The organism is Thermococcus sp. 5-4 (genome assembly GCF_002197185.1).
Lineage (GTDB): Archaea > Methanobacteriota_B > Thermococci > Thermococcales > Thermococcaceae > Thermococcus > Thermococcus radiotolerans.
Genome location: NZ_CP021848.1, coordinates 1,269,729 through 1,292,908 on the forward strand (window position 1 = coordinate 1,269,729; position 23,180 = coordinate 1,292,908).

At 57.4% G+C, this 23,180-nt stretch carries 27 protein-coding genes; 19 read left to right on the plus strand and 8 right to left on the minus strand.

Annotation, left to right across the window (positions count from 1 at the left end; all coding sequences use genetic code 11):
- Positions 1-170 precede the first annotated feature (170 nt).
- The 8 genes from CDI07_RS07035 to CDI07_RS07070 are packed head-to-tail and all read left to right on the plus strand — an operon-like array spanning position 171 to position 3,958.
- Complete coding sequence (locus CDI07_RS07035) at positions 171-776, plus strand: monovalent cation/H+ antiporter subunit E (protein WP_088180943.1); 606 nt, start codon at positions 171-173, stop codon at positions 774-776.
- Complete coding sequence (locus CDI07_RS07040; RefSeq protein ID WP_088180944.1) at positions 752-1,024, plus strand: monovalent cation/H+ antiporter complex subunit F; 273 nt, start codon at positions 752-754, stop codon at positions 1,022-1,024. Before CDI07_RS07035 ends, CDI07_RS07040 begins: the two co-directional genes overlap by 25 nt.
- The gene (mnhG, locus tag CDI07_RS07045; RefSeq protein WP_088180945.1) at positions 1,017-1,331 is read left to right on the plus strand and encodes a monovalent cation/H(+) antiporter subunit G; all 315 of its coding nucleotides are present in this window, start codon (positions 1,017-1,019) and stop codon (positions 1,329-1,331) included. Before CDI07_RS07040 ends, mnhG begins: the two co-directional genes overlap by 8 nt.
- Entirely contained in the window at positions 1,312-1,542 is a 231-nt protein-coding gene (locus tag CDI07_RS07050) for a hydrogenase subunit MbhD domain-containing protein (protein ID WP_088180946.1), read from the plus strand. The genes mnhG and CDI07_RS07050 overlap by 20 nt, the downstream gene beginning before the upstream one ends.
- Positions 1,539-1,781 carry a hypothetical protein gene (locus CDI07_RS07055; protein ID WP_088180947.1) on the plus strand — a complete coding sequence of 81 codons (243 nt, stop codon included), beginning with the start codon at positions 1,539-1,541 and terminating at the stop codon, positions 1,779-1,781. The genes CDI07_RS07050 and CDI07_RS07055 overlap by 4 nt, the downstream gene beginning before the upstream one ends.
- Positions 1,778-2,179: a Na(+)/H(+) antiporter subunit B gene (locus CDI07_RS07060; protein WP_088180948.1), complete on the plus strand. Its 402-nt coding sequence runs from the start codon at positions 1,778-1,780 to the stop codon at positions 2,177-2,179. Before CDI07_RS07055 ends, CDI07_RS07060 begins: the two co-directional genes overlap by 4 nt.
- Entirely contained in the window at positions 2,172-2,462 is a 291-nt protein-coding gene (locus CDI07_RS07065) for a cation:proton antiporter subunit C (protein ID WP_088180949.1), read from the plus strand. Before CDI07_RS07060 ends, CDI07_RS07065 begins: the two co-directional genes overlap by 8 nt.
- Entirely contained in the window at positions 2,459-3,958 is a 1,500-nt protein-coding gene (locus CDI07_RS07070) for a proton-conducting transporter membrane subunit (protein ID WP_088180950.1), read from the plus strand. The genes CDI07_RS07065 and CDI07_RS07070 overlap by 4 nt, the downstream gene beginning before the upstream one ends.
- Here the strand turns inward: CDI07_RS07070 and CDI07_RS07075 are convergent.
- The gene (locus CDI07_RS07075) at positions 3,941-4,348 is read right to left on the minus strand and encodes an ACT domain-containing protein (RefSeq protein WP_088180951.1); all 408 of its coding nucleotides are present in this window, start codon (positions 4,346-4,348) and stop codon (positions 3,941-3,943) included. The genes CDI07_RS07070 and CDI07_RS07075 overlap by 18 nt on opposite strands.
- Positions 4,349-4,425: 77 nt before the next feature.
- Between CDI07_RS07075 and CDI07_RS07080 the strand changes: the two genes are divergently transcribed.
- From CDI07_RS07080 to CDI07_RS07110, 7 genes are all read left to right on the plus strand, one after another.
- Positions 4,426-5,574 carry a cation:proton antiporter gene (locus CDI07_RS07080; RefSeq protein WP_088180952.1) on the plus strand — a complete coding sequence of 383 codons (1,149 nt, stop codon included), beginning with the start codon at positions 4,426-4,428 and terminating at the stop codon, positions 5,572-5,574.
- A gap of 166 nt (positions 5,575-5,740) precedes the next feature.
- Positions 5,741-6,214 carry a pyruvoyl-dependent arginine decarboxylase gene (locus CDI07_RS07085; protein WP_088180953.1) on the plus strand — a complete coding sequence of 158 codons (474 nt, stop codon included), beginning with the start codon at positions 5,741-5,743 and terminating at the stop codon, positions 6,212-6,214.
- A 52-nt stretch (positions 6,215-6,266) separates the two neighbouring features.
- A complete protein-coding gene (speE, locus tag CDI07_RS07090) occupies positions 6,267-7,115 on the plus strand; it encodes a polyamine aminopropyltransferase (RefSeq protein ID WP_088180954.1) in 849 nt (282 codons plus the stop codon).
- A gap of 80 nt (positions 7,116-7,195) precedes the next feature.
- On the plus strand, positions 7,196-7,912 hold the full coding sequence (locus CDI07_RS07095; protein ID WP_088180955.1) for a creatininase family protein: 717 nt from the start codon (positions 7,196-7,198) through the stop codon (positions 7,910-7,912).
- Positions 7,912-8,553 carry a hypothetical protein gene (locus tag CDI07_RS07100; RefSeq protein WP_088180956.1) on the plus strand — a complete coding sequence of 214 codons (642 nt, stop codon included), beginning with the start codon at positions 7,912-7,914 and terminating at the stop codon, positions 8,551-8,553. Before CDI07_RS07095 ends, CDI07_RS07100 begins: the two co-directional genes overlap by 1 nt.
- 40 nt (positions 8,554-8,593) lie before the next feature.
- Complete coding sequence (locus CDI07_RS07105; protein WP_088180957.1) at positions 8,594-9,406, plus strand: hypothetical protein; 813 nt, start codon at positions 8,594-8,596, stop codon at positions 9,404-9,406.
- Between the two features lie 67 nt (positions 9,407-9,473).
- On the plus strand, positions 9,474-9,623 hold the full coding sequence (locus CDI07_RS07110) for a nucleotide-binding protein (RefSeq protein WP_226996551.1): 150 nt from the start codon (positions 9,474-9,476) through the stop codon (positions 9,621-9,623).
- A 77-nt stretch (positions 9,624-9,700) separates the two neighbouring features.
- On the opposite strand, the gene CDI07_RS07115 is transcribed toward CDI07_RS07110, so the two are convergent.
- A complete protein-coding gene (locus CDI07_RS07115) occupies positions 9,701-10,708 on the minus strand; it encodes a cell wall-binding repeat-containing protein (protein WP_088180959.1) in 1,008 nt (335 codons plus the stop codon).
- A 45-nt stretch (positions 10,709-10,753) separates the two neighbouring features.
- Positions 10,754-11,428 (minus strand): metal-dependent hydrolase, encoded by a 675-nt coding sequence (locus CDI07_RS07120; protein WP_088180960.1) that lies wholly within the window; start codon positions 11,426-11,428, stop codon positions 10,754-10,756.
- 237 nt (positions 11,429-11,665) lie between these two features.
- On the opposite strand from CDI07_RS07120, the gene CDI07_RS07125 reads away from it, so the two are divergent.
- The 4 genes from CDI07_RS07125 to CDI07_RS07140 all read left to right on the plus strand — a co-directional run bounded on the left by CDI07_RS07125 (position 11,666) and on the right by CDI07_RS07140 (position 17,231).
- Complete coding sequence (locus CDI07_RS07125) at positions 11,666-13,150, plus strand: sodium/proline symporter (protein ID WP_226996554.1); 1,485 nt, start codon at positions 11,666-11,668, stop codon at positions 13,148-13,150.
- Between the two features lie 138 nt (positions 13,151-13,288).
- Entirely contained in the window at positions 13,289-14,668 is a 1,380-nt protein-coding gene (locus tag CDI07_RS07130; RefSeq protein WP_088180962.1) for an acetate--CoA ligase family protein, read from the plus strand.
- An 11-nt stretch (positions 14,669-14,679) separates the two neighbouring features.
- Positions 14,680-16,626 (plus strand): indolepyruvate ferredoxin oxidoreductase subunit alpha, encoded by a 1,947-nt coding sequence (gene iorA, locus CDI07_RS07135; RefSeq protein WP_088180963.1) that lies wholly within the window; start codon positions 14,680-14,682, stop codon positions 16,624-16,626.
- A complete protein-coding gene (locus CDI07_RS07140) occupies positions 16,623-17,231 on the plus strand; it encodes an indolepyruvate oxidoreductase subunit beta (protein ID WP_088180964.1) in 609 nt (202 codons plus the stop codon). The genes iorA and CDI07_RS07140 overlap by 4 nt, the downstream gene beginning before the upstream one ends.
- A gap of 60 nt (positions 17,232-17,291) precedes the next feature.
- On the opposite strand, the gene CDI07_RS07145 is transcribed toward CDI07_RS07140, so the two are convergent.
- The 5 genes from CDI07_RS07145 to CDI07_RS07165 all read right to left on the minus strand — a co-directional run bounded on the left by CDI07_RS07145 (position 17,292) and on the right by CDI07_RS07165 (position 23,130).
- A complete protein-coding gene (locus CDI07_RS07145; RefSeq protein WP_088180965.1) occupies positions 17,292-18,302 on the minus strand; it encodes a histone deacetylase family protein in 1,011 nt (336 codons plus the stop codon).
- A gap of 7 nt (positions 18,303-18,309) precedes the next feature.
- Entirely contained in the window at positions 18,310-18,882 is a 573-nt protein-coding gene (locus CDI07_RS07150) for a TATA-box-binding protein (RefSeq protein WP_048152114.1), read from the minus strand.
- A 115-nt stretch (positions 18,883-18,997) separates the two neighbouring features.
- Positions 18,998-19,843, minus strand: coding sequence for an ATP-dependent Clp protease proteolytic subunit (locus CDI07_RS07155; RefSeq protein ID WP_088180966.1), 846 nt, complete (start codon positions 19,841-19,843; stop codon positions 18,998-19,000).
- Positions 19,844-19,890: 47 nt separating this feature from the next.
- Positions 19,891-20,838, minus strand: coding sequence for a carbamate kinase (arcC, locus tag CDI07_RS07160; RefSeq protein ID WP_088180967.1), 948 nt, complete (start codon positions 20,836-20,838; stop codon positions 19,891-19,893).
- Positions 20,839-20,967: 129 nt separating this feature from the next.
- Positions 20,968-23,130 carry an ABC transporter substrate-binding protein gene (locus CDI07_RS07165; RefSeq protein ID WP_088180968.1) on the minus strand — a complete coding sequence of 721 codons (2,163 nt, stop codon included), beginning with the start codon at positions 23,128-23,130 and terminating at the stop codon, positions 20,968-20,970.
- Positions 23,131-23,180 lie beyond the last annotated feature (50 nt).

The following is a 23,180-nucleotide window of genomic DNA, read 5'->3' on the forward strand; positions in this document are numbered from 1 at the left end:
AACCGCCGGAGATTTAAACCTTTCCATAACGAGCCCTCCACGGTGGGGCCCCGAGAGAGCTACGCAAAAACCTCCGATTTTTCGGGCATTATCCGAACGGATTTCACAATTTTGGGCAATATCTTTGCGTCTGCAAAATCGTTATAACCTTCCGCGCCCTAAACTACCACATGAGCCGCGTTCCCTTCTACCTGAAGGAAAGGCTTGAGACCCTCAGGGAGAGGGTCCTCCACGAGGAATTCGAGGCCTCGAAGCTCCCCTCCTGGGAGAGGGTGGTTCTGACGTGGGCAGTCCTGATGGCATTCTGGGTGGTCGTTTCTGGAAGCTTCAGGGCGAGGGACTTGGCCCTGGGCGCGGCCGTTACGCTGATAATAGCGGCTTTCATGCGCGACCTCCTAACCGAGGACATAAGGAAGAGCGGCCATATAGTCGAGAAACTCCTCTACTTCGCCTTCATATACCTCCCGCAGTACCTCGTGATAATGGCCTTCCGCCTGCTGGAGAGCAACCTGAAGGTTGCGAAGAACGTGATTTTCATGGACATCAACCCGGGAATAGTCAAGATAAAGACCGACCTCCACTCGGACACGGGCGTGACGATACTCGCCAACTCAATAACCCTGACCCCGGGCACGTTAACCCTTGACGTCAACAAAAAGCTCGGCGAGACCTATCTCTACGTCCACTGGATAGATTTGGAGACACTCAACCGCGAGAAGGCCGGAGAAAAGATAAAGGGGGACATCGAGGAATGGCTCAAGAAGGTCTTCTGGTGAGCGCGTTCTACGTGCTCGTCTTCACTGCGATACTGATAACCTACCGCGTGGTCAAAGGACCGACCCTGCCAGACAGGATAGTGGGTCTGAACACGATAACGACGAAGGTGGTCGTCATAATCGCGGTCGTATCGGTCATCAGGAGTGAGTACTACCTTGTGGACCTCGCGATAGTCCTGCTGATGGTGAACGCCGTCGGAGGGCTGATCTTGGCCAAATACATGGAGCGGAGGGCTTCATATGATTGAGATAATCCTTATGCTGTTTGGAGAGGCCGTCATGGTCTTCGGGGCTCTCGGCATTCTCCGCTTCCCCGACGTTTATACGAGGCTCCACGCGGCAACGAAGTGCGACACCGGCGGGGCCATGAGCATAATCCTCGCCCTGATCCTGATAATGGACGCTCCTGCCGTTGTGAGGGCCAAGTTCCTGGTGCTGGCCTTCCTGATAGCGATGATAAACCCCATGGTGGGCCATGCCATAGCCCGCGGAGCCTACAAGTACGGGGTGAAGCCGAAGGTAGTGGTGGATATGTATGCTTGGGACAATCCTTGACGTGGTCTTCGTAGCGATGATACTGCTGGCCATAGCGGTCGTTGAAGAGAAGAACCTGGTTAGTGCGGTCGTTAAATACTCCCTCCTCAGTCTGCTCTTCGTCCTGGCCCTGTTCGAGCTTAAAGCGCCAGACGTCGCCCTCTCTGCGATAGTCGTCGGCGCGATAGTGATAGGCGTCTTCCTCTTCACGATAGAGGAGGTGACGAGGTGAGGGCAATAGCTCTGCTCCTGACCGTTGCCCTTGGGGCGTTCCTGCTTGGCCTGAACTACTCTCCGTCCTACGGCGGGAGCTACACCTACTACGTCGCCAACTGGGGCGAGATTGGAATACCCAACCTGGTTTCGGCTATTTTAGCCGGCTGGAGGGCCTACGACAGCCTCGGCGAGGCGAGTTTGCTGTTTACGGCAGTCATTGGCTTCTACCTGCTCCTCGGGGGGAAGAAGAAGTGAAGATGAGCACCGTCGTGAGGAGCACCACCAAGATGATAAGCCCGTTCCTGGTCACCTACGCAGCGTACATTATGCTCTACGGCCATCTAAGCCCCGGGGGCGGCTTTCAGGGAGGGGTGATTCTCGCGGTCGCGGTCATACTACTCATAACATCCCACGGCTACAAAAAGGTCAGGAAGAGGTTCAAGTTCAACTGGGCGAGCCTGATAGAGAGCTCGGCCGGAGCGATGCTCGTCCTGCTGGGAATCGCCGGGATAGCCTTTGGGGCGTTCTACTCCAATTTCCTGCCGACGGAGGGCGGCATAATACTGCCATTCAACGTGATCGTTGGCCTTGAGGTCGGCGCCGCCTTCACCTTCGTCTTCTACATCCTGCTGAGGTGGGTTGAAAGTGATTAGCCCGGAGCAGGCCGGAGTGGTCATAATGCTCGTGGGGATATACGGCCTGATGGCGAAGAGGGAGCCGATAAAGCTAGTACTTTCCATAAACGTGGTTTCTCTGGGTTTAGTGCTCTTCTTCATCGGCTTAGCGTACTCCCCCGGAAAGGACATCCCCATGATGCCGACGAATCCGGTCGACCCGCTCCCGGCAACGCTGATGCTGACAACGCTCGTCGTTGACGTTGCCATAACGTCGCTCGCGCTGGCGATAATAATCCGCATGCGGAGGGACGGCTTATGATTCCCTTGATGGTGGCCTTTCCGCTCCTGTTTGGGTTCATAATCGTCATCCTGGACACCCTGCGGGCGAAGAAGGTTTTAATAAAGGCTTCCTTCGTCTTTGGCGCCGTTCTCCCGGTCGGGATTTTCTTCGTGGAGAATGGAAGGGAAATCGTCGGGGGCTGGAGCAGGGTGGCGGGGATAGAGGTCGGAATCGGTGAAATCAACGCCCCGTTCATCGCGGGCGAGCTGATACTCTTCACCGTTGTTGCCCTCTATTCCATTTCCTACTTCGATTTCAGGTACAAAAAGACCGCCAAAGCCCTCGTCCTGTTCCTCCTGATGCATGCGGGTTTGCTGGGGGCGTTTTTGGCGAGGGATTTCTTCAACTTCTACATCTACATGGAGATTGCCTCCGTCTCGGCCTTCGCCCTGGTTGCCTTTTCCGAAGAGCCGGGCTCGAAAAAGGCGACCTTCAAGTACCTCATCCTATCTCTCCTCGCTTCCTACCTCTTCATCTTCGCGATAGGCCTCGTATACATGGAGACGGGCTACCTCAACGTCGACCTCGTGGCCCAGAACGCCCTCCCGAGCAGGGAGCTCAACGCCGCCCTCGGAGTGGCCTTTGCATCACTCCTCCTGAAGGCCGGCATCTTCCCCCTCCACGGCTGGCTGCCCGATGCCCATTCGAAGGCTCCAACCCCGGTTAGTGCCCTCCTGAGCGGGCTCGTGGTCAAGGCACCCGCTTACGGGATGATTCTCCTCTTCTCGGCCCTGCCCGTTGGGGAGAGCCTGAAAACCGCCGCCATGATGGTAGCGGTTGCGTCGATATTCTTCGGCATAGTTATTATGCTCCTCCAGAGGGATGCAAAGCGCTTCCTCGCCTACTCCACGGTCTCCCAGATGGGCTACGTGCTCCTCGGAATAGCCACCTTCAACTTCACGGGGGCAGCGTACTACGCTTTGGCGCATTCTCTGGCCAAAGGAGGCCTCTTCCTGAGCGTTGGAAGCCTCGGAAGAAAGTCAAGGAAATTGGGTGAGTTCGGCTATAGGAACGCTCCACTCATGGCCTTCTCGGTGCTGATGCTCAGCCTCGCCATAGGAGGGGTTTCGCCCTTCATAGGTTCCTATGCGAAGGGATTGATATACTCAGGCCTGCCGGGGGATTGGAGGTGGACCGTTCTGGCCGGGACGATAGGAACGCTCGTTTCATTCACCAAGCTGAACTACCACCTCTTGAGGGGAGAAACGGAAGACCTCAGGCCCTCTTGGAAGCTCTCCTCACTGGTACTTGCTTTAACCACCCTCGGTGCCGGCCTCTACCTCGGTGCGGGGCTCAAGCCGAGCGATGCCATCTACATTGCCGCCGCAGTGCTCACCTTCTTTGGGCTGAGGGCTCTGGGCGTCTTCGAGAGGGGAGTACAGAGCGAAGCAAAGGACGTTGGAAGGGATGTAAACGTCCTGGCGGCGGTTTTCGTGACCTTCATGCTGACGGTGCTCCTACTCCAGTGGTCTTAGGGTGACCTCCCTCACGACGTCCAGCGATTCAAGCTCCCCCTTGAGTTCCTCCAGCGTGCCGCTCATTCCGCTCACGTCTATGACCGCAACTATTCCCGCCAGCTCTATGCCCTCAAGCTCCTCGGCCTCGCTGAAGAGTATGTTGGCCCCGTGCCTCCCGAAGAGTCCGCTTATCTTCGCGAGAACCCCCGGTCTGTCCTCGACGACGAGCTCAACCTCCACGAGCCTCTTTCCAGGGAGCGCTATCCGCTCCATGTGGACCTCGTTCAGGTCGGTGTCTATCTCGAGGAGAAAATACGCGCCCTCCACCATGCCGAGCTCGTAGGCGTAATCCTTGGGAAGCTCAACCTTGCCGTTCTCCCGTATACGAACTATCTCGTAGTGCCTCATGCTTGGAACTACTCCCAACATCATAAAAGCCTTGTCGGGCGGAAGAATTATTAACCCGCCCGCCGTAGGAGGCCAACATGGAAATCATCGGGTACGTCTTCGTGATCATCGCATTCGCGAGGCTCCTCGCGGAAGGCTTTGAGAGACTGGACTATCCTGGATTTCTGGGCGAGATAACGGCGGGAATGATACTGAGCGCCGTTCTCCTGGACATGCCCAGGGACCAGATGCTCCTCATGGCCGAGCTCGGCCTTTTCTTCCTGATGATCTCGGCCGGCCTGGAGGTGACCCCCGAGGAGCTCCACTACGCCGGGAAAAAAACGCTGCCCCTCTACATAGTCACCTACATCGTCATGCTGCTGGTCACGCTTCCCTTCACCGGCTGGCAGCTTAACTCAGATGCGTTCATCGTGGCCGCGATAATCTCGACCGCCTCGGCGCCGATAGTCCTGAGGCTCAAGCGCTTCTTTGGAGAGGACTTCATCCACGTTGCCCTATCCTATGCGGTCATAAGCGAGATAATGAGTCTGTTCATAGTCTACATGATGGTCAGGATACACGAGACGCCCGGCGACTACACCCCGGTCCTGGAGAGCGTACTGAAGGACGCTCTCTTCATCGGCATCCTCATGTACGTCAATTACATTATAGGAATAAAGCACAAGGTGATGATAATACGCTTCCTCCGCAGGCTCAAGAGCGACGAGGCCGTTTTTGGCCTATTCATGGTGCTCTCAACGTCCCTGGCGTTCATCAGCGATGAGATAGGCCTCCACTTCAGTATAGGGGGCTTCATGGCCGGCTTGATGATGCACAGCGACCTGGTCGGAACGAAGCAGTACGACAGGCTCACCACCATAGTCAGCGGCGTTACGTACGGCATCTTCGCCCCGATATTCTTCGCCTGGCGCGGCCTCAACTTCGAGACCGAGCTGTCCTTCGTGGTGGTAGAATTCTTCGTTCTGGTGTACGCCGTCAGGCTGGTGCTCTCTTCCATCATCGTCAGACACCAGGACGTTCCAACGTCGGTCGTCAGGGGGGCCGGAATAGCGAGCTTCGGCGTCCTCGGCCTGCTCGTGGGAGAAATAGGCTTCGTCTCGGGCGTTTTAAGCCAGCACATGTACGCCATGGCCTCCCTAGCCAGCGTCCTTGGAATCTTCACCTCGGCCACCCTGGGCAGGGCGGTCAACCATTACCAGTCAAAAGCCTCCAAGGCGGCCGCTTAAAGCGAACCGCGACATGTAAAGCGTTTTCCAGCCACAATATGGCTCATGATGGTTTCTTTCCAATATAGCGAAACGTTTTTAAGTCTACCCCAGACTAGCGAGTAGAGAAATCGTTGGTTTAGCTTATAATCGTCTAACTCGTGAGAAAAGAAAGGAGGAAGCTGAGATGAGCTGGACAACCCCAAAGAGGGCATTTATAGGCGCCGCCTCCGCGGAGGGAGGCACTAAGCTCAACGCGTTTGATAACGCTCTCCTCAAACTCGGCATAGGAAACGTCAACCTCGTCAAGCTGAGCAGCGTCATTCCGGCCCACATCGAGTGGATAGAGGAGGTGCACGACGTCCCGATAGGAATGCTGCTGCCGACGGTCTACGCCCACATCGAGAGCGACGAGCCCGGAATGACGATCAGCGCTGCCCTGGGAATAGGCATCAGCGAGAACAACGAGGGCGGTCTCATCTACGAGTACGCCGGCTACTGCACCAAGGAAGAGGCGGAGGAGATGGTCAGGAAGATGGTCGAGGAAGGCTTTGCCATGCGCGGATGGAAGCTGGCGGAGTTCAAGGTCGCCAGCGCAAGCATTACCGTCAAGGACAAGCCGGCTGCCGCCATAGCGGCCGTGGTGATGTTCCCGTACTGAGGGTGTGGTTTTTAAGCCCTTTCCCTTCTTCAGCTTTTAGAGGTGAGAGCTTATGGGATTCAACGAGAAGGAGAGAGCATTCATAGAGTGGTACCCTCGCGGTTATGGAGTCGGTTTTAAGGTGACCGAGAGGCTCTTCGAAACCCAGACGAAGTATCAGAGGCTCGAGCTGTACGAGACGGAGGGCTTCGGCAAGCTCCTCGTCCTCGACGGCACGGTTCAGCTCGTCGAGGTCGGCGAGGAGAGCTACCACGAGCCACTGGTTCATCCCGTCATGCTCGCCCACCCAAATCCGAGGAGGGTGCTCATCATCGGGGGCGGCGACGGCGGAACCCTCAGGGAGGTTCTGAGGCACGAAACCGTTGAGAAAGCCACGATGGTCGAGATAGACGAGATGGTGATAGAGGTATCGAAGATATACATGAACGTGGCGAGGGGTGCCTTCGAGGATCCCAGGGCAGAGGTAATGGTCGGCGACGGCGTGAGGTACCTCAGGGAGACCGACGAGCGCTTTGACGTCATCATAGTGGACTCCACCGACCCCGTCGGCCCGGCGAAGCTCCTCTTCAGCGAGGAGTTCTACCGCGACGCCTACGAGAAGCTGAACGATAAGGGACTTTACATCACCCAGGCCGGGAGCGTCTACCTCTTCACCAACGAGCTCCTCGACGCCTACAAGGCCATGAAGAACGTCTTTGACCGCGTTTACTACTTCAGCTTCCCGGTAATCGGCTACGCCTCGCCCTGGAGCTTCCTCGTTGGCGTTAAGGGCGACCTGGACTTCACCAAGGTGGACGTGGAGAGGGCGAAGAAACTCGACCTCTACTACTACGACCCGGAGAGGCACGAGACGCTCTTCCAGATGCCGAAATACGTCAGGGATCTCCTTGAGAGGGTCTGACCCTCACCTCTTTTTGCGATTTTCTCCAGCGCATAGAAAAGGCTTATGAGGTTTCGTCCCCACTACACATGGGGATCATCATGCGGATCGAGGAGCTCACCTGGGCCGAGTTCGAGGAACTGAAAAAGCGTGTTGATACGATCATACTCCCCATAGGGAGCGTTGAAGCCCATGGAAGACACCTGCCCCTTGGAACCGACGTCTTCGCCCCGCTGGAGATAGGAAAGAGGGTTGAAGAGAGGCTCCGTGGGCTGGGGGTGGAGGTTCTCATAGCCCCGCCCGTGTGGTACGGGCACACCTTCGTTCTCGATGTGTACCCCGGAACGATAAACGTTGCTTCAGATGCCCTGAAGGCCTACGTACGCGAGATAATGCGCGAGTTCGCCGCCGAGGGCTTTCGGAGGATAGTCCTCCTCAACGGGCACGGCGGCAACTACTCGCCGCTGGTTCTGGCGGCGGAAGAGGTCGCGGAGGAGTTTCCGGAGGTCGAAATCTGGCTCATAAACTGGTGGATAGACTTCAGGGAGGACATCCTGAGCATATGCTCCAGCCAGGGGCATGCAGGCCAGGACGAAACGTCCGTGATGCTCGCCATAAGGCCCGAACTCGTGAAGATGGAGAACGCCCGTGGGCAACGGAGGACCTCAAGGGTAAGGGTAATCCGGAAGGACATCGGAAGGGAGCTGTTTCCGGACGGCGTGAACGACGACCCGTCCCTCGCGACGGCCGAGAAGGGCGAGGCAATTTTGAGCGTTGTGAGCGAGAAGATAGCCCGTCTCATAGCGGGGGAGGGATGATGGGACGCGAAGAGGTTCTCGCGGAACTGGACAAACGCATAAAGCGCCTTGAGGCCGAAGTTGAACTCGCGGAGGAGAGGCTACGCTACCTGGATGAGATAGGCGCCCCGTCGAGGTACAAAACCCTCCAGAGGAAGGACAACTCTGTCTACTACCTCCTCCTCATGGCCGTTTGGGTGCTCCTCGGCTTTCTCGCCCTGATGGCCATCGGCCACAGACTCCCCTACGGCTTCAACTTCCCGCTGCTCCCCTACGTCCTCGTCGTGCTCGTCGTTGTGGTGCTTCCCCTGGCGTACTACTACCTGAGCCGGCGCGAGGAGCCGAAGACACCGATGGACGAGCTCGAGGAGAGGGAAAGGCTCGCCAAACTCGTGCTCTCACTCTTCTACAGGCCGTTGAGGGAGGCCATTGAGAAGGACGACAGGAGAAAGATGGAGGGTCTGGCCGAGGACCTCCTGAACAACCCGATCCTGGCGGAGGCCATCGAGAGGACCAACGAGGGAGACCCAAAGGTCATGGCCTACGCACTGTACCTCTATGCCACATATCGCCCGGAGCTTGAGGACGAGGTGCGGGAGACCGTGAAGGTAGTCAGCAACAAGCCCATCAAGGCGCTCCTCTCATCGCTGGTCGAGGGCTAAGGTTATAACCGATGGCGCCCTTCTCCCTCCGGTGAGAGGCTTGAGGCTGGAGGTTCTAAGCAAGGACGATATGAACGCCCTCTCGAGGGAGCTGAGCAGGGCGGGGATTATGAACAGGACCCGAGAAGAGGTGACCCCCGAGATTTCCCACTACGTGGTCGTGAAGGGCACCTACGCCGAGCTTGTGGAGAAGGCCGAGGGGATAGGACCCCTCCAGGAGAGTCTGGACGAACTTGAGTTCGCCTTTGAGGAGATAATATCCGACTGGGAAGTTGGAGCGGGGAAAGCCCTCGATGGCCTGTTCGACGAGTCCGACCTGGGCAGGCTACTCGTGCTCACGGCGCTGATAGAGAGCGGCGCCGTGGTTGAGGAGGATGGAAAGCTGGTGCTCATGAAGAAGCCCGTTCTCGACGGCCTTAGGGTGGAGCTCCGCTTCCCGATAGACGAGATTGAGGAGTATCTTGAAGAGCTTGAGAAGCGCTTTGAAACGGGAATGATAACCGAGTACACGATGGAGAAGAGGTACTTCGTCGAGGTAATGGAGGTCGACAGGGAACTTGTCGAGGCGGCGCTTGAGATAGCGGAGGAGTACGCGACCGAGGAGAGCATAGTGGAGGCCATGTTCGACGGCATAGCCCGCTCGGTTCTGGCGGACGTAATCCTGGAGCTGGCGGAGAAGCACAGGAAGAAGAACGACCTCATAGACGCCCTACTGGAGAGGGAGCCGATAGTCGTTGAGGGAGAGCGCGAGAGGCTCAACATATACTTCGACGAGGAAGCTATAGAAGACTTCCTCAAGGAGCTTCAAACGCTCGGCTACCTGAAGGTCAAGGGCAACCGGATATGGGTTTGATTTCCATTTCCCGCTTTCCCCATCCGTAAAATTTTAAAAGGGCTTTTCTCACCTAACGCCGGAGGTGGTGGCAGTGGCGGAGCTGAGGGCGGTTGTGTTCTACGACCGCGACGGCACCCGCTACTACCGCTGCCCGCGCTGCGGAATGCTCTTCAGGAACTCCAAGGACTACACGAGGCACGTGAACAAGTCCCACGGCCATCTCTTCAAGAAGTGACCCTTTCTTTTTCCTTCGGGATGAGGAGAACGGCCAGGCCTGAAAAAAGTGATGAGCGGTTTCGGGCTTGCCGACCGTCATTCCCTGAGGATTATCTCCTTCGTGAGCTTGACGATGAAGGTCTTTCCGACTTTCTCCCTTTCGACGAGCTGCTTCTTCTCAAGCTCCTGGATGATCCTGCTTATCGTCGGCCTAGAGTAGCCAGTGAGTTCCGGCAGTTCCTCCTGCTTGATGACGCCGCCCTTCTCCAGGATGGCCTTGACAACTATGCGCTCCTTTTCAGTCAGCACCTCGATGGGAACCCTGTTGGCGGCCCAGCGCTTCTTGGCGTAGTAGAGGGAAACCGGAATCGCAACGGCCAGCGAGAGTATCACCGCGGCTATTATCAGCACCCAGTTGGTTTCCTTCGGCTGGGGCGGGAGCTTTATCTCCAGGTTCTCCTTGACCCAGTAGGTCTGGTAGCCCATGGCCTCTATCTTGGTCTGGACGTCCTTCGACATCCCGGCACCCATCAGCTCCACGAGTTCGGGATTGAGCTTCTTTATCGCGTTGGCCGTCGAATCGGAGAGCGCATCCTCCTGGGTGAGGAGGAGGGGGTAGCCGTATATCATCGCCCACCTGGCAGCGGCCAGCGCCGAGCCGTAGTCGCTGGAGCTGGCTACGACGACTATGTCCGCTCCGTTCGGATAGAAGTGAAGCGCCAGCTTTGCGGCCGTTTCAGTTCTAACCGCGCCGCCTATTCTCTCGACGACGAAGCCCATGTTCAGCAATTCGTCCTGGACTGTGTCGCTGACGGCCTGGGAGTCGCCTATTATGAGCACGTGGTTCCACCCGAACTGGGCGTAGCTCTGGAGCTGGGCTATGGTGCCAGGGTCGAGCTCCTTCGGGTTAACCGGGAGAATAGGAACGTCGAGCATCTTGGCGTAGGGAAGCGCGACGATGTAATCAATCATATCGTCGTTTCTAACGATGATTAAATCGTACTTGGGCTTCTCTCCCTTCGCCCCCTGTGCGGAGGAGAGAGGAACGAGGAAGGATGAAAACACGAGCAGGATGAGCGCCAACGTCAAGGCCCTTTTAACCATTCCATCACCTGAAAAAAGGGTAGGGAAAGCTCCTTAAAAGGTTTTTCAAAGCTCCAGGGTCTCCCCGGGTTTGAGGATTACCACCTCGGCCCTATCCCCGACCAGCCTTCTGAACTCCTCGGGGTCGGCCGAAATCGGGGGCCAGGTGTTGTAGTGCATCGGCACGACCTTTCTCGGCCTGAGGAACTCCACGGCCTTGGCAGCCTCGCGCGGTCCCATCGTGAAGTGACCGCCTATCGGCAGCAGGGCAACGTCTATCGGCCCGTAGAGCTCGGCGAAGAGCTCCATGTCCCTGAAGACAAAGGTGTCGCCGGCGTGGTATATCTTGACGCCGTCGAGCTCGATTATGTAGCCGCAGGCGCTTCCTATGCTGTACTTGCCGTCGCTGCTGGAGTGCCAGGCCGGAACCTGGACGATCTTAACCCCATCGACCTCCGTCGGACCGTAGTTCATGCCGATGGTCGTTATGCCGCTCTCGCTCTCAACGAGGTAGTTGGCTATGTCGTACATCGCAACGATTTTCGCCCCGGTTCTCCTGGCTATCGCTGCAGCGTCGCCCACGTGGTCGCCGTGGGCGTGTGTAACGAGTATCAGGTCCGCCTCAACCTCCTCGGGCTTGGCAGCCGCGGCAGGATTGCCGGTCAGGAACGGGTCTATCAGAATCCTCCTGCTCCCCTCGATCAGGAAGGCAGCGTGGCCCAGAAACTTCACCCTCACCATGGTATCACCCCGACGGATATAATAACCTGAACTAACTTAAGTCTTTCGGGTTGAGGCTTCCGCGACCATCACCGAACGGTACGGCCGCCCTCCGATAGTTTGAATTACGAAGGCAATGGAGTACAATAATTCCAGTAGTAAACCAAATACAATGTAACAAAACGCACCTATACTGGACATAAAAAGGCAACTCTGTACAAAAAAGGGCAAGGTTTATAAACATGAACAATGTTGAATATGAGCGGTGATTCAATAGTGGAGGGCCAGACTCAAATACTGATTGTTCTGGTTCTGTACCTTTCGTTTTTGATAGGGTTTGGAATCTATCAGGGAAGGAAGGCAAAGAGCGGCAAGGACTTCGCCATCGCAGGCAGGCAGCTTCCGGGCTGGATAGCGGCGCTCTCGGAGCGCGCCACCGGTGAGTCGGCGTGGGCACTCCTGGGCCTCCCCGGTTTCGCCTATGCCGCCGGTCTCTCGGCGATATGGGTCGCGGTTGGATGTGTGGCCGGTATCATCGTGGCGTGGACCGTCTTCGCTGGAAGGCTCAGGAGGGAGGCCGAGAAGTACGACGCTACCACATTCATCGACTACATCGCCAGGCGCCATTCCGACGCCGAGAAGTGGATAAGAATCCTCGGCAGCGTTACCGTGGTGTTCTTCTTTTTCTTCTACGTCGGTGCCCAGTTCCTCGGCGGCGGAAAGACGCTGAACGCTCTCTTCGGAGTTGACCCGAAGATCGGAATGCTGATAACCGCGGTGATAATCCTGCCCTACACCGTCCTCGGAGGCCTCAAGAGCGTCGCATACACCGACACCGTCCAGGCAATAGTCATGATACTCACCCTCACCATAGCGCCAATAGTCGGTCTCGTCTACATCGCCAACCACCCGGATGTTTTCGCCCACTCTGTCTCCAGTGCCCTGGAGATGTCCGGGCCCGAGTACTCCACGATCCTCGGCGGCCTCGTTGGCGGCGCGGCGTTCGTCTTCGTCATAGCCGAGTTCTCCTGGTTCTTCGGCTACCTCGGTGGAATGCCCCAGCTCAGCATCAGGTTCATGGCAATCAAGGACGAGAAGAACGCCAAACTAGCCAGGAACGTCGGTGTCAGCTGGACCATACTGGCCTACATCGGTGCCCTCCTCATAGGATGGATTGGAATAGCTATCTTCGGCCCGACCGGCCTCGAGGACCAGGAGGCCGTTATGCCCTCGGTTATGCTGAAGCTGTTCCCGCCCTTCCTCGCGGCGATATTCATAACCGGTGCGATAGCGGCCATGCTCTCGACGGCTGACTCGCTGCTCATACTCTCCGCCACCGAGCTCTCGGAGAACCTGCTCAAGCCCTTCGTCTACAAGGATGACTTCGACCCGAAGAGGAGCCTCAAGCTCTCGAGAATTACCACCGTCGCCCTGGGAGTCATAGCGCTCGTTACCGCCTACCTCGTCCCGTCAAAGCTCATCTACACCATCGTCGGCTACACCTGGGCCGGAATAGGCGACACCTTCTCCGTGATAGTCATAATGACGCTGTTCTGGAAGAGGTTCCACGGAAGGGCCGTCCCGCCGACCATCGTCGCGGGCCTGCTGTTCACAATCTTCTGGATCAGCTCGGGGCTGGAGGAGGTCGTCTCGGCGAGGCTCATGACCTTCATCGTGACCGCGGTGGTTGCGGTGATAGCGACCTACGCCCTGAAACCCAGGGAGGCAGCCGCCACCGCCTGAGTTTTGTTTTTTATCCATTGATGTCCTTTTTAGCCCATCAGGGCTTTACTTTTCCTCCTCCATGCTCATATTTGCCTCTCTGTCCTCTTTAGGAAAGCTTATATACAATTCCACCGATGTCGTAACGGTGAGCGACAAGTGACGTTTGATTACTTCTTCAAGCCAAAGGCTATAGCGGTTATTGGAGCATCCAATGACCCGCTCAAGCTTGGCTACGAGGTCTTCAAGAACCTTAAAGATTACAAGGACGGCAAGGTTTATCCCGTGAACGTCAAGGACGAGGTCGTTCAGGGCGTCAAGGCTTACAAGAACGTGAAGGACATCCCGGACGAGGTCGACTTGGCGGTTGTCGTCGTTCCGAAGCGCTTCGTCAAGGGCACCATAGTGGACTGCGGTGAGAAGGGCGTCAAGGGAATAATCCTCATTACCGCCGGCTTCGGCGAGGTCGGCGAGGAGGGCAAGAGGGAGGAGCGCGAGCTCGTTGAGATAGCCCACAAATACGGCATGCGCATAGTCGGCCCCAACTGCGTCGGTATAATGAACACCCACAACTCCATGAACGCCACCTTCGTGATGGACGCGAAGAAGGGAGACATAGCCTTCATAAGCCAGAGCGGCGCCCTCGGGGCGGGAATAATCTACAAGACCGTCAAGGAGGGAATAGGCTTCTCCAAGTTCGTCAGCATTGGCAACATGGCGGACGTTGACTTCTCCGAGTTTATGGAGTACCTCGCCGACACCGAGGAGGACAAGGCCATAGCGCTCTACATCGAGGGCCTGAAGAACGGAAGGGCCTTCATGGAGATAGCCAAGCGCGTTACCAAGAAGAAGCCCGTCATAGTTCTCAAGGCAGGCAAGAGCGAGAGCGGAGCCAGGGCGGCTTCGAGCCACACGGGTTCACTCGCCGGCTCGTACAAGATATACGAGGCGGCCTTCAAGCAGAGTGGAATAATCGTCGCGGACACGATAGACGACATGCTAAGCATGGCGAGGGCCTTCACGCAGCCGCTGCCGAAGGGAACCCGCGTCGCCATAATGACCAACGCCGGTGGACCGGGGGTCCTCACCGCGGATGAGATAGACAAGCGCGGACTGAAGCTGGCCAACCTCGAGGAGGAGACCATCGAGGGACTTCGCTCGTTCCTTCCGCCGATGGCCGCTGTGAAGAACCCAGTCGATATGATAGCCTCTGCCAGGGGAGAGGACTACTACAAGACCGCAAAGCTTCTCCTCGAAGACCCCAACGTTGACATGCTCATCAGCATCTGTGTCGTTCCGACCTTCGCGGGCATGACGCCGACTGAACACGCGGAGGGCGTTGTGAAGGCTGTTAAGGAGGTCAACAACGGCAAGCCGGTTCTCGGTCTGTTCATGGCAGGCTACGTGAGCGAGCCCGCGAAGGAGGTTCTCGAGAAGGCAGGCATTCCAAGCTACGAGAGGCCGGAGGACGCGGCCGCCGCGGCTTATGCCCTAGTGGAGTTTGCAAAGGCTAAGGGAGTTTTGAAGGAAGAGGAATGAGGTGATTTTGGATGGCGAAGGTTACCGACATTGTGTTGTGGGACAAGCCCGGGGAGAAGGTCATACTCCTCGGCAACCAGGCCATAGCGAGGGGTGCCCTGGAGGCCAACATAGCGGTTTACGCGGCCTACCCGGGAACCCCCAGTTCAGAGCTTACCGATACGATGGCGATGGTGGCAAAGAAGGCAGGAGTCTACATGGAATACTCCACCAACGAGAAGGTCGCCTTTGAAACCGCCCTTTCCGCTGCCTGGAGCGGCCTCAGGGCCATGACGGCCATGAAGCACGTTGGACTGAACGTCGCGGCCGACACCTTCATGAGCGCCGTTGGAATGGGCGTTGAGGGCGGATTCGTCATAATGGTCGCCGACGACCCGAGCATGTGGAGCAGCCAGAACGAACAGGACACCAGGGTTTACGCGAAGTTCGCCAACGTCCCCGTTCTCGAACCCAGCGACCCGATGGAAGCCAAGGAGATGACGAAGTACGCCTTCGAGCTGAGCGAGAAGTTCAAGCACTTCGTCATCCTGAGGACGACCACGAGAACGTCGCACGCTAGGGGAGACATAGTCCTCGGGGAGCTTCCAGAGGAGATAAAGCAGGCAAAGAGGAAGTTCGGAAACTTCAAGAAGGACCCGAGCAGGTTCGTCGACATACCCGCCAACTCGAGGCGCTTCCACCCGCAGATTCTTGAGAAGATAGAGAAGATCCGCGAGGAGCTCAACGAGTGCCCGTTCAACTGGATAGAGGGCGACGAGAGCGCCAAGGTTGGTATCATCGCTCCGGGACTGGCATATTCCTACGTGAAGGAGGCCCTTCACTGGCTCGGCGTCGAGAACGTAAAGGTTCTCAAGCTTGGAACCCCGTTCCCCGTTCCCTACGGCCTGCTTGAGAAGTTCCTCGACGGTCTCGAGAAGGTCCTCATCGTTGAGGAGCTTGAGCCGGTCGTTGAGGAGCAGGTCAAGACCTGGGCCTACGACAAGGGACTGAACATCCCGATCCACGGAAAGGACCTCGTGCCGAGGGTTTACGAGATGACCACCAGGAGGGCCGTCGAGGCCGTAGCCAAGTTCCTCGGCCTTGAGACCCCGATAAACTTCGAGGAGCTCGACGAGAAGTACAAGAAGGTCCAGGCCATGGTCCCGCCGAGGCCGCCGAGCCTCTGTCCCGCCTGTCCGCACAGGAACACCTTCTACGCCATAAAGAAGGCCGCCACGCCGCGCGCCATATTCCCGAGCGACATAGGCTGTTACACCCTCGGTGTCCTCCCGCCGCTCAAGGCCGTTGACACGACCGTCGCGATGGGCGGTTCAATCGGTGTCGCCCACGGCCTCAGCATAGCCCTCAACGGTTCCGTTGCTGAGGACGAGCACAAGACCGGCAAGGAGAAGAAGGTCATCGTGGCAACGATAGGTGACTCGACGTTCTTCCACACCGGACTTCCGGCCCTTGCCAACGCGATCTACAACCGCTCCAACGTCCTCATAGTCGTCGTCGACAACCTCGTCACGGCAATGACCGGCGACCAGCCGAACCCGGGAACCGGTGATACACCGCACGGACCCGGCAAGCAGATAAAGATCGAGGAGGTCGCCAAGGCGCTCGGCGCCGACTTCGTCGAGGTCGTCGACCCGTACGACATCAAGGCGACCGTCGAGACCATGAAGAGGGCCCTCCAGGTCGAGGGAGTGAGCGTCGTCGTCACCAGGCGCGTCTGTGCCCTCCACAGGATAGGAGAGCTCAGGAGGGCCAGGATACAGTGGCCGCTCTACCAGGTCAACGAGGAGAAGTGTACCGGCTGTAAGATATGTATCAACGCCTACGGCTGTCCGGCAATCTACTGGGACGCCGAGACCGGAAAGGCCAAGATAGACGAGCTCATGTGCTGGGGCTGCGGCGGATGTGCGCAGATCTGTCCGTTCGACGCCTTTGAGAAGGTCAGGGAGGGAGAGATATGAAGGAGTACAACATCGTTATCACCGGAGTTGGCGGCCAGGGAATCCTCACCGCCGCCAACCTTCTCGGCTGGGCCGCCCTCCGCGCCGGCTACAAGGTCAGGATGGGAGAGGTCCACGGAATGAGCCAGCGCTTTGGTTCGGTCATCGCCTACGTCCGCTTTGGAGAGGAGGTCTACGGCGCGATGGTCCCCGAGGGGAAGGCCGACGTTATCCTCTCCTTCGAGCCGGTCGAGGCGCTCCGCTACATCAACTACCTCAAGAAGGGTGGCCTTGTCTTCACGAACGCCAGGCCGATACCGCCGGTCCAGGTTTCGATGGGCCTGGCCAGTTATCCGAGCCTTGATGAGATAAAGAAGGTCGTCGAGGAGGACTTCCAGGCCAAGTTCATGGCCTTCGACGCCGAGGAGCTCGCGGTCAAGGCCGGCCACGTGATAACGACCAACGTCGTTCTCATAGGCGCGCTGACCCAGACGCCCGGCTTCCCGCTCTCCGCGGAGCACGTCAAGGAGGTCATCCGCGTCAGCGTCCCGCCGAAGGCCGTCGATGTGAACATGAAGGCCTTCGACCTCGGTGTCCAGGCCGCAAAAGAGATGCTGGGGCTCTGATGCCCCCTTCAATTTCCACTTTTCTTCTGAAGCTTGGCAAACCAACTTATCCCCGGTAAGCTACAGCTCCCACCATTCCCTCTGAATCTCCACCACACGGTGAACCGTGGACAGGGCCTCATAGCTCGGTTCTATCGGCCCCCTCTCCGATTCGCCTTTCAGGTAGCCATCGATGAAAGCCGGGAGCCCCTTCATCAGTCCCACGTTGTAGCCGCCCTCGAAGATAACCGCTAGGGAATAGCGCGAGAGCGTTGCACCGGCGTAGCGGAAGAACCTCTCCGTCAGCCTTAGGGTCGTCAGAAGTTCACCCTGGAAGCCGTCGAAGCCGGCTGAGACCACCACAACTTTCGGTTTCACCGCCTCCAGAACGGGCAGAACAACCTCCCTCCACGCCAGTAGATAATCGTCATCCATCGAGTAGTGCGGCATGGGAACGTTTATCTTGCTCCCCTCGGCGTCCCTTCCCCCAACGTCGTGTTCGTAGCCGCTCCAGGGATAGATGTCGCGCTCGTGGAGGTCGATGTGGATTACACCGTCATCGTTCCAGAATATCTCCTGGGTTCCGTTGCCGTGGTGGGCGTCGAAGTCTATGACCAAGGCCTTCCCATCGAGCTCTTTGAGGGTGTGAGCCGCGAAGGCGCTGTTGTTGAAGATGCAGAAACCGAGGGTTGAGGCGTTGAAAGCCCTTCCGGATCTGCCAGCATGGTGTCCGGGGGGCCTGACTAGGGCCAGGTAGAGGCCTTTTTTCTTCACCGCGAGCTTTACGGCATCCCTCGCTGCGCCAAGGGCTGTAAGGGCCGCCTCCCACGTGCCGGGGGATACGTAGGTGTCGGGGTCGAGGTATTCGAAGGTGTTCGCCAGTTCCCTGACGCGCTCCACGTACTCCTCCTCGTGTATCAGAAGGACATCGGAGGGCGATACTGGCTCCGGCTCCAGAATCAGCTCTTCATCCCACAGGCCATTTTCGGAGAGGCCCCTTATGGCGTAGTCCAGCCTGGTTGGGTTCTCGGGGTGGTAGCCCTCCGGCCTGTGCTCCCTGAAAAGGGGGGAGTAAAAGATTCTGAGGGGCAAGAGGGTTTCACCACTCTTCCTCTTCCTCGATGAGGCCGTACTTCTCCAGCTCGCGGAGGAGCTTTCTAACGGCTTCCCAGGCGTCGTGCTCGCTCTTCGCTCCGGAGCAGACGATCTTCCCGGACGAGAAGAGCAGTATCACAGCCCTCGGCTCCTTGACGCGGTAGATAACGCCGGGGAACTGCTCGGGTTCGTACTCACAGTTCGGCAGGCTCAGAGCGACGGCATCGAGGTTGAACTCCATGCCGATGTCTCCGCTGAAAACCATGTTCTGAATGTCTATCTGCGGGGCGCGGCCGAACTTGGCGCCTATCTTCTTGAGCATCTGGATGAGCTTGTTGACGGCGCGCTCTATGTCCTCGACGCTCTTTGCGCCAGTGACGACGAGCTTGCCAGAGCTGAATATAAGGAGCGCCACCTTGGGCTCCTCGAAACGGCATATTATCCCCGGGAACTCCTCGGGGTTGTACTTGGAGTTGGGACATATCTCTATGACTTTTTCAAGGTTCAGCTGCGTAAAAAGATCCACAGAAGCAACGATGTTTTCGATTCTGAGCTTTACATTGCTCATGTCGACCAAGGCTTACACCTCCAGATGGTGGGTTTAAAAACCCTTTATAAATGAGGCGGGTTGAGTTTTTAAAGGTTTAGGTCTCCAAAAGAGAGGGAACGAATAAAAAAGAAAAGACAGTAAGTCAACCTCCATTCTCCTGCCTGATGGGATAGGGCATGAATTCTACGGTGCCCCTCTGCTTCATTGGCTGCTTGTAAAGCTCCATGAGGGCGTAAACCTCCTCCGGAACGTCCGTTTCAACGTGAAGCCCGAGTTCCTTGGCTTGCTCGTAGGTAATTGGATAATCGTGCGTCCACCTGCCCTCGGTCAGCACTTGAGCAAGCTCCCTCGCCTTCTCTTCACCGTAGCGGTCCTTCAGCAGGTTGTAGACGAAGTCACGGACTTGGTTGATGGCCTTCTCGGCGACATCGGCGAGGATAAGTGTTTGATCGTCAACCTTGTCAACGCCCTTCTTTTCCACCGCCCTGACGATGCTCGGTCCAGGATACTGGCCGAGCTGCGGGTCAACCGGCCCGAGAACCGCGTGCGGGTCCATTATTATCTTGTCGGCAGCCAATGCGATGAGTGTTCCTCCGCTCATGGCGTAGTGGGGGACTATGACGCGAGTCTCAGCCGGGTGATCGTGGAGGGCCTTCGCTATCTGCGTTGCCGCGAGAACAAGCCCTCCAGGCGTGTGGATTATCAAATCAATCGGCTTGTCCTTTGGTGCCGAGCGGATGGCCCTGAGAACTTCCTCGCTGTCTTCAACGCTTATGAACTTGTAGAAGGGTATTCCGAAGAGTCCTATGCTCTCCTGCCTGTGAATCATTGTTATTACCGTTGATTTTCGCTTTTCCGAGAGTCTCCTGAGTAGCTTCGCCCTGGCCAGCTGCAGGCTCCTGTACTGCATTTGAGGCCACAGGAGAATGTACATGAAGAACAACCACCACAACAACGAACCAAAGAATCCGGTGGCGGCCTCGCTCATGTTATCACCGAATAAAGAAGGAAGGGGAGATATTTATAGGCTTTGGTTCAGCCCTTTATGACCTGCGTTCCGGTCTTTCCTTCGAGGGCTTCAACGGCCCTGTCGAGCGCAGCTATGACGGCCCTCTCGCCGCCCCACTCGACGAAGCGCATGGCAGCCAGAACCTTCGGCCCCATGCTTCCCTTCTTGAAGTGCCCCTCCTCGTAGTATTTCCTGAGTTCCTCGACCGTGACCCTCTCGAGCCACTTCTCATCCGGTTTGCCGAAGTTTATAGCGGCTCCGTTCACGTCGGTCAGAATCATAAAGATGTCAGCGTTGACCTCCTCTGCGAGCCTCTCTCCGGCCAAGTCCTTGTCTATGACCGCCTCGACGCCCTTGAGCTGACCGTCCTCCTCGATGACGGGAACCCCACCACCGCCGCTGGCCACCACTATGAATCCCTTCTCAACGAGGTCAACTATGACCGGCGCTTCAACGTGGCCCTTTGGATCGGGACTCGGCACGACGCGCCTCCAGCCCCTGCCGGAGTCCTCTATGACGACCCAGCCCTTCTCCTTCGCGAGCTTTTTGGCGGTTTCTTCGTCGTAGAATGGTCCAACCGGCTTGCTCGGGTGCTGGAATGCCGGATCGTTCTTGTCAACGATGGTCTGGGTGACTATCGTCGCCACGGGCTTGTCTATCCCGCGCCTCTTCAGCTCGTTCCTTATCGCCTGCTGTATCATGTAACCTATCTGGCCCTGGGTCATCGCGCCGGCAACGTCCATCGGCTGGGCCGGAATGCCGTGAGTAGCCTGACCGGCGTCCATGTGAAGGAGGAGCGCCCCGACCTGGGGGCCGTTTCCATGGGTGATTACAACCTCGTAATCGCCGTCGAGGATTATATCCACTATCTGTTTGGCCGTCTTCATGACGTTGGCCATCTGCTCCTCATAGGTTCCCTTCTGGCCTCGCTGGAGAATAGCGTTACCGCCCAAGGCTATGACAACCCTCTTCATGAGCATCACCTCCGGGATGTATAGATACGCGGGGGAGGATAAAAACGTTCGTTAGGAGCCAGGGCTGTTCACTGGAAAAAGGTTCGGGGGGAGGGAAAATAAGTTGGCAAAGGTAAAGCTAACGGGCCCTCATCCCTCCGAGAGGTGGCGGAGCAGCTCTCCCACGGTCACCTCCGAGGGCACGTCAATGAAACTCCACGGAACGAAGTGAGGCCTCGCCGTCCAGTGTGAAGACGGCGGCCAGGAGCGCATGACATAGACGTGCCAGGCACCTTCGTCCTTGGATATCCATCCGTACATGTGGTAAATGTCCCAGTACTCCATACGGACTTCAAAGCCCAGCCTCTGGAAGACCCTCCTGAGGTAGTTCCCAACCTCCAGCGTGTGGGGCTCCCGGTAGCGGGGATTCCTTTCCTCCACGGCGAGGATTATCTCGACCTTCCTTCCGTCGAAGTACCAGGTTCCGTTGATCCTCTCAAGGGTGTGGTTCGTGCCGTTGAGCATGAGTCTCGCCTTCTCCATCCCCCTCTCGAAAAGGGCCATGCCGCAGTCGGGGTCTCCCCCAGGAGTTAGATTGAAGGCCCCGTAGACATTCCCCACGATGCCTTCCCCAGGGTGAAACGGGCCGAGCCTGTCGAATGCCGGAAGTGCCCCGGGAATCTCCGAGGCGAGCTCGCTCCTGTTGATGATGTAGTTGAGGGCGAGCCTCACCTCCCTGATGGCGAACGGGTTGAAGTGCAGCTTTCCGTACTCGTCCGTTACCACAGGGAGACCGTTCTCCTCAGCAGGGTTCAAAACCGCCCCGTACACGCCATCGGAGGCACGGAAGAGTTTGATCTTTCCCTCCTTGGCATACTCCTGCAGTTTCTGGTAGTAGTCGGTCGAGTAACCCTCCAAGAAGACGTCGTATTCACCGGCGGCAACTTTCTCGATGAGCCTGTCCATGTAAGGTACTCCCACGCAGTATATCGTCCCGGCGCTCCCCTCCGCGGGCAGGGTGTCCCCAACAACGTCCCGCCAGCCTTCGAAGCGCTCCATCCTGTAGGAGACCTTCTCCGGCACTGCCTCGGCGAAGACGTAGGGGCCGTTCCCGACGAGGAAGTGACCGTAGATGCTGTGGAAGGTCCTATCGAGGATGAACCTGACGAAGGCCTTCCTCCACTCTATCCCGGGAATATCTGGCCCTTTTCCCGTCATCAGCTTAACAATGACCCTATCTAGGTCTTCAAGAGACTTGTTGTCGAAGAGGTCTACCGGATAATCGTTCTCTGGATAGCCCCAGCTCGAGAGCTCCTCCGGGATGAAAACGTAGTTGGTGCCGTATATCCCATAGCGTCCCTCGTTCGCCACCAGCTCGCCCATGGCCCAGTAGAGCTCCCACGGAAGCTGGGGGTAGAACAGGTATTTACTGGCGAGGAGATCGTCCACCAGTGGCTCCCTCACCCTCAGATAGACCGTGTACGAGCTCCCATTGAAGGAGAATCCCACGATGTTTGACAGGTTCTCCGCGAGTTCCAGCTTCGGTTCGTAGTAGGGGTCGCCCTGGAAGTCCTCGTAGGCCCAGGCGTAGAGGAACGCTATGTAGTTCTTGATGTCCTCCCCGGTCATCCACACCCCGTTCTGCCACTGGCCGAGGCCACAGCGGTAGGTTATCGAGACGCTGTAATCCTCGCCCCCATGGACGCCCACCCATCCCGAAGTCTGGTTGTAGAGAACCGCCCCCGATGGAACGGTTCCGGATTTTTCGCTTATCTCCCAGCTGCATCTGTACGGGACGTACGTACCGTTGAAGAGGTAGGCACCCCTGTCGAACGCCCTGCTGAGGAACTGCGCCGGATAATGGTCGAGACCTGCGACCGGGTTGAATGGCCGGTGGACGCCGCAGGTGTAGACCATGAACGCGGCCCTTAAAAGCCCGTCAGGTGTTTTGGCAGTCATTGGAGTCCATCTGACGTCGAAACCCCTGTAAGGATCGTAGAAGGGGCTTTCCACACGACTGCTGGCTATGTAAAACCTTCCCGCATCGATGAGCGCTATCCTCGTGCTCTCGTAGGTGTGGAGGGCCGCTATGAGTCTCATCACGTCCCGGTACTGGGACTCGTCGCTCACGTTGTTCCTGGCGAACTCTATGAGACCGTGCATCGTGAGGTTTGAAATCTCCCCAACGGAGTCCCAGTCCCGGTAGTACTCGAGGCCGAGGAGCTTGAAGGGATCGCTCCGGTCCGCATGCACCGTTGGAAGGGCCGTCAGAAGGAGGAGCATAACGGCTGTAACAGCGGTTGCCCTCTTCATGTCTCACCACGTTTCATGGTACGAACTAATGATAAAAAAGAGTTTCGGTG

What these genes read in the sequence shown, in the direction of transcription:
- CDI07_RS07165 (WP_088180968.1), bottom strand. Translation starts at nt 23,130, where the DNA reads ATGAAGAGGGCAACCGCTGTTACAGCCGTTATGCTCCTCCTTCTGACG.
- mnhG (WP_088180945.1), top strand. Translation starts at nt 1,017, where the DNA reads ATGATTGAGATAATCCTTATGCTGTTTGGAGAGGCCGTCATGGTCTTC.
- CDI07_RS07140 (WP_088180964.1), top strand. Translation starts at nt 16,623, where the DNA reads ATGAAGGAGTACAACATCGTTATCACCGGAGTTGGCGGCCAGGGAATC.
- CDI07_RS07120 (WP_088180960.1), bottom strand. Translation starts at nt 11,428, where the DNA reads ATGGTGAGGGTGAAGTTTCTGGGCCACGCTGCCTTCCTGATCGAGGGG.
- CDI07_RS07080 (WP_088180952.1), top strand. Translation starts at nt 4,426, where the DNA reads ATGGAAATCATCGGGTACGTCTTCGTGATCATCGCATTCGCGAGGCTC.
- CDI07_RS07100 (WP_088180956.1), top strand. Translation starts at nt 7,912, where the DNA reads ATGGGACGCGAAGAGGTTCTCGCGGAACTGGACAAACGCATAAAGCGC.
- CDI07_RS07035 (WP_088180943.1), top strand. Translation starts at nt 171, where the DNA reads ATGAGCCGCGTTCCCTTCTACCTGAAGGAAAGGCTTGAGACCCTCAGG.
- CDI07_RS07125 (WP_226996554.1), top strand. Translation starts at nt 11,666, where the DNA reads ATGAGCGGTGATTCAATAGTGGAGGGCCAGACTCAAATACTGATTGTT.
- CDI07_RS07155 (WP_088180966.1), bottom strand. Translation starts at nt 19,843, where the DNA reads ATGAGCGAGGCCGCCACCGGATTCTTTGGTTCGTTGTTGTGGTGGTTG.
- CDI07_RS07050 (WP_088180946.1), top strand. Translation starts at nt 1,312, where the DNA reads ATGCTTGGGACAATCCTTGACGTGGTCTTCGTAGCGATGATACTGCTG.
- CDI07_RS07070 (WP_088180950.1), top strand. Translation starts at nt 2,459, where the DNA reads ATGATTCCCTTGATGGTGGCCTTTCCGCTCCTGTTTGGGTTCATAATC.
- iorA (WP_088180963.1), top strand. Translation starts at nt 14,680, where the DNA reads ATGGCGAAGGTTACCGACATTGTGTTGTGGGACAAGCCCGGGGAGAAG.
- CDI07_RS07040 (WP_088180944.1), top strand. Translation starts at nt 752, where the DNA reads ATGGCTCAAGAAGGTCTTCTGGTGAGCGCGTTCTACGTGCTCGTCTTC.
- speE (WP_088180954.1), top strand. Translation starts at nt 6,267, where the DNA reads ATGGGATTCAACGAGAAGGAGAGAGCATTCATAGAGTGGTACCCTCGC.
- CDI07_RS07095 (WP_088180955.1), top strand. Translation starts at nt 7,196, where the DNA reads ATGCGGATCGAGGAGCTCACCTGGGCCGAGTTCGAGGAACTGAAAAAG.
- CDI07_RS07085 (WP_088180953.1), top strand. Translation starts at nt 5,741, where the DNA reads ATGAGCTGGACAACCCCAAAGAGGGCATTTATAGGCGCCGCCTCCGCG.
- arcC (WP_088180967.1), bottom strand. Translation starts at nt 20,838, where the DNA reads ATGAAGAGGGTTGTCATAGCCTTGGGCGGTAACGCTATTCTCCAGCGA.
- CDI07_RS07115 (WP_088180959.1), bottom strand. Translation starts at nt 10,708, where the DNA reads ATGGTTAAAAGGGCCTTGACGTTGGCGCTCATCCTGCTCGTGTTTTCA.
- CDI07_RS07075 (WP_088180951.1), bottom strand. Translation starts at nt 4,348, where the DNA reads ATGAGGCACTACGAGATAGTTCGTATACGGGAGAACGGCAAGGTTGAG.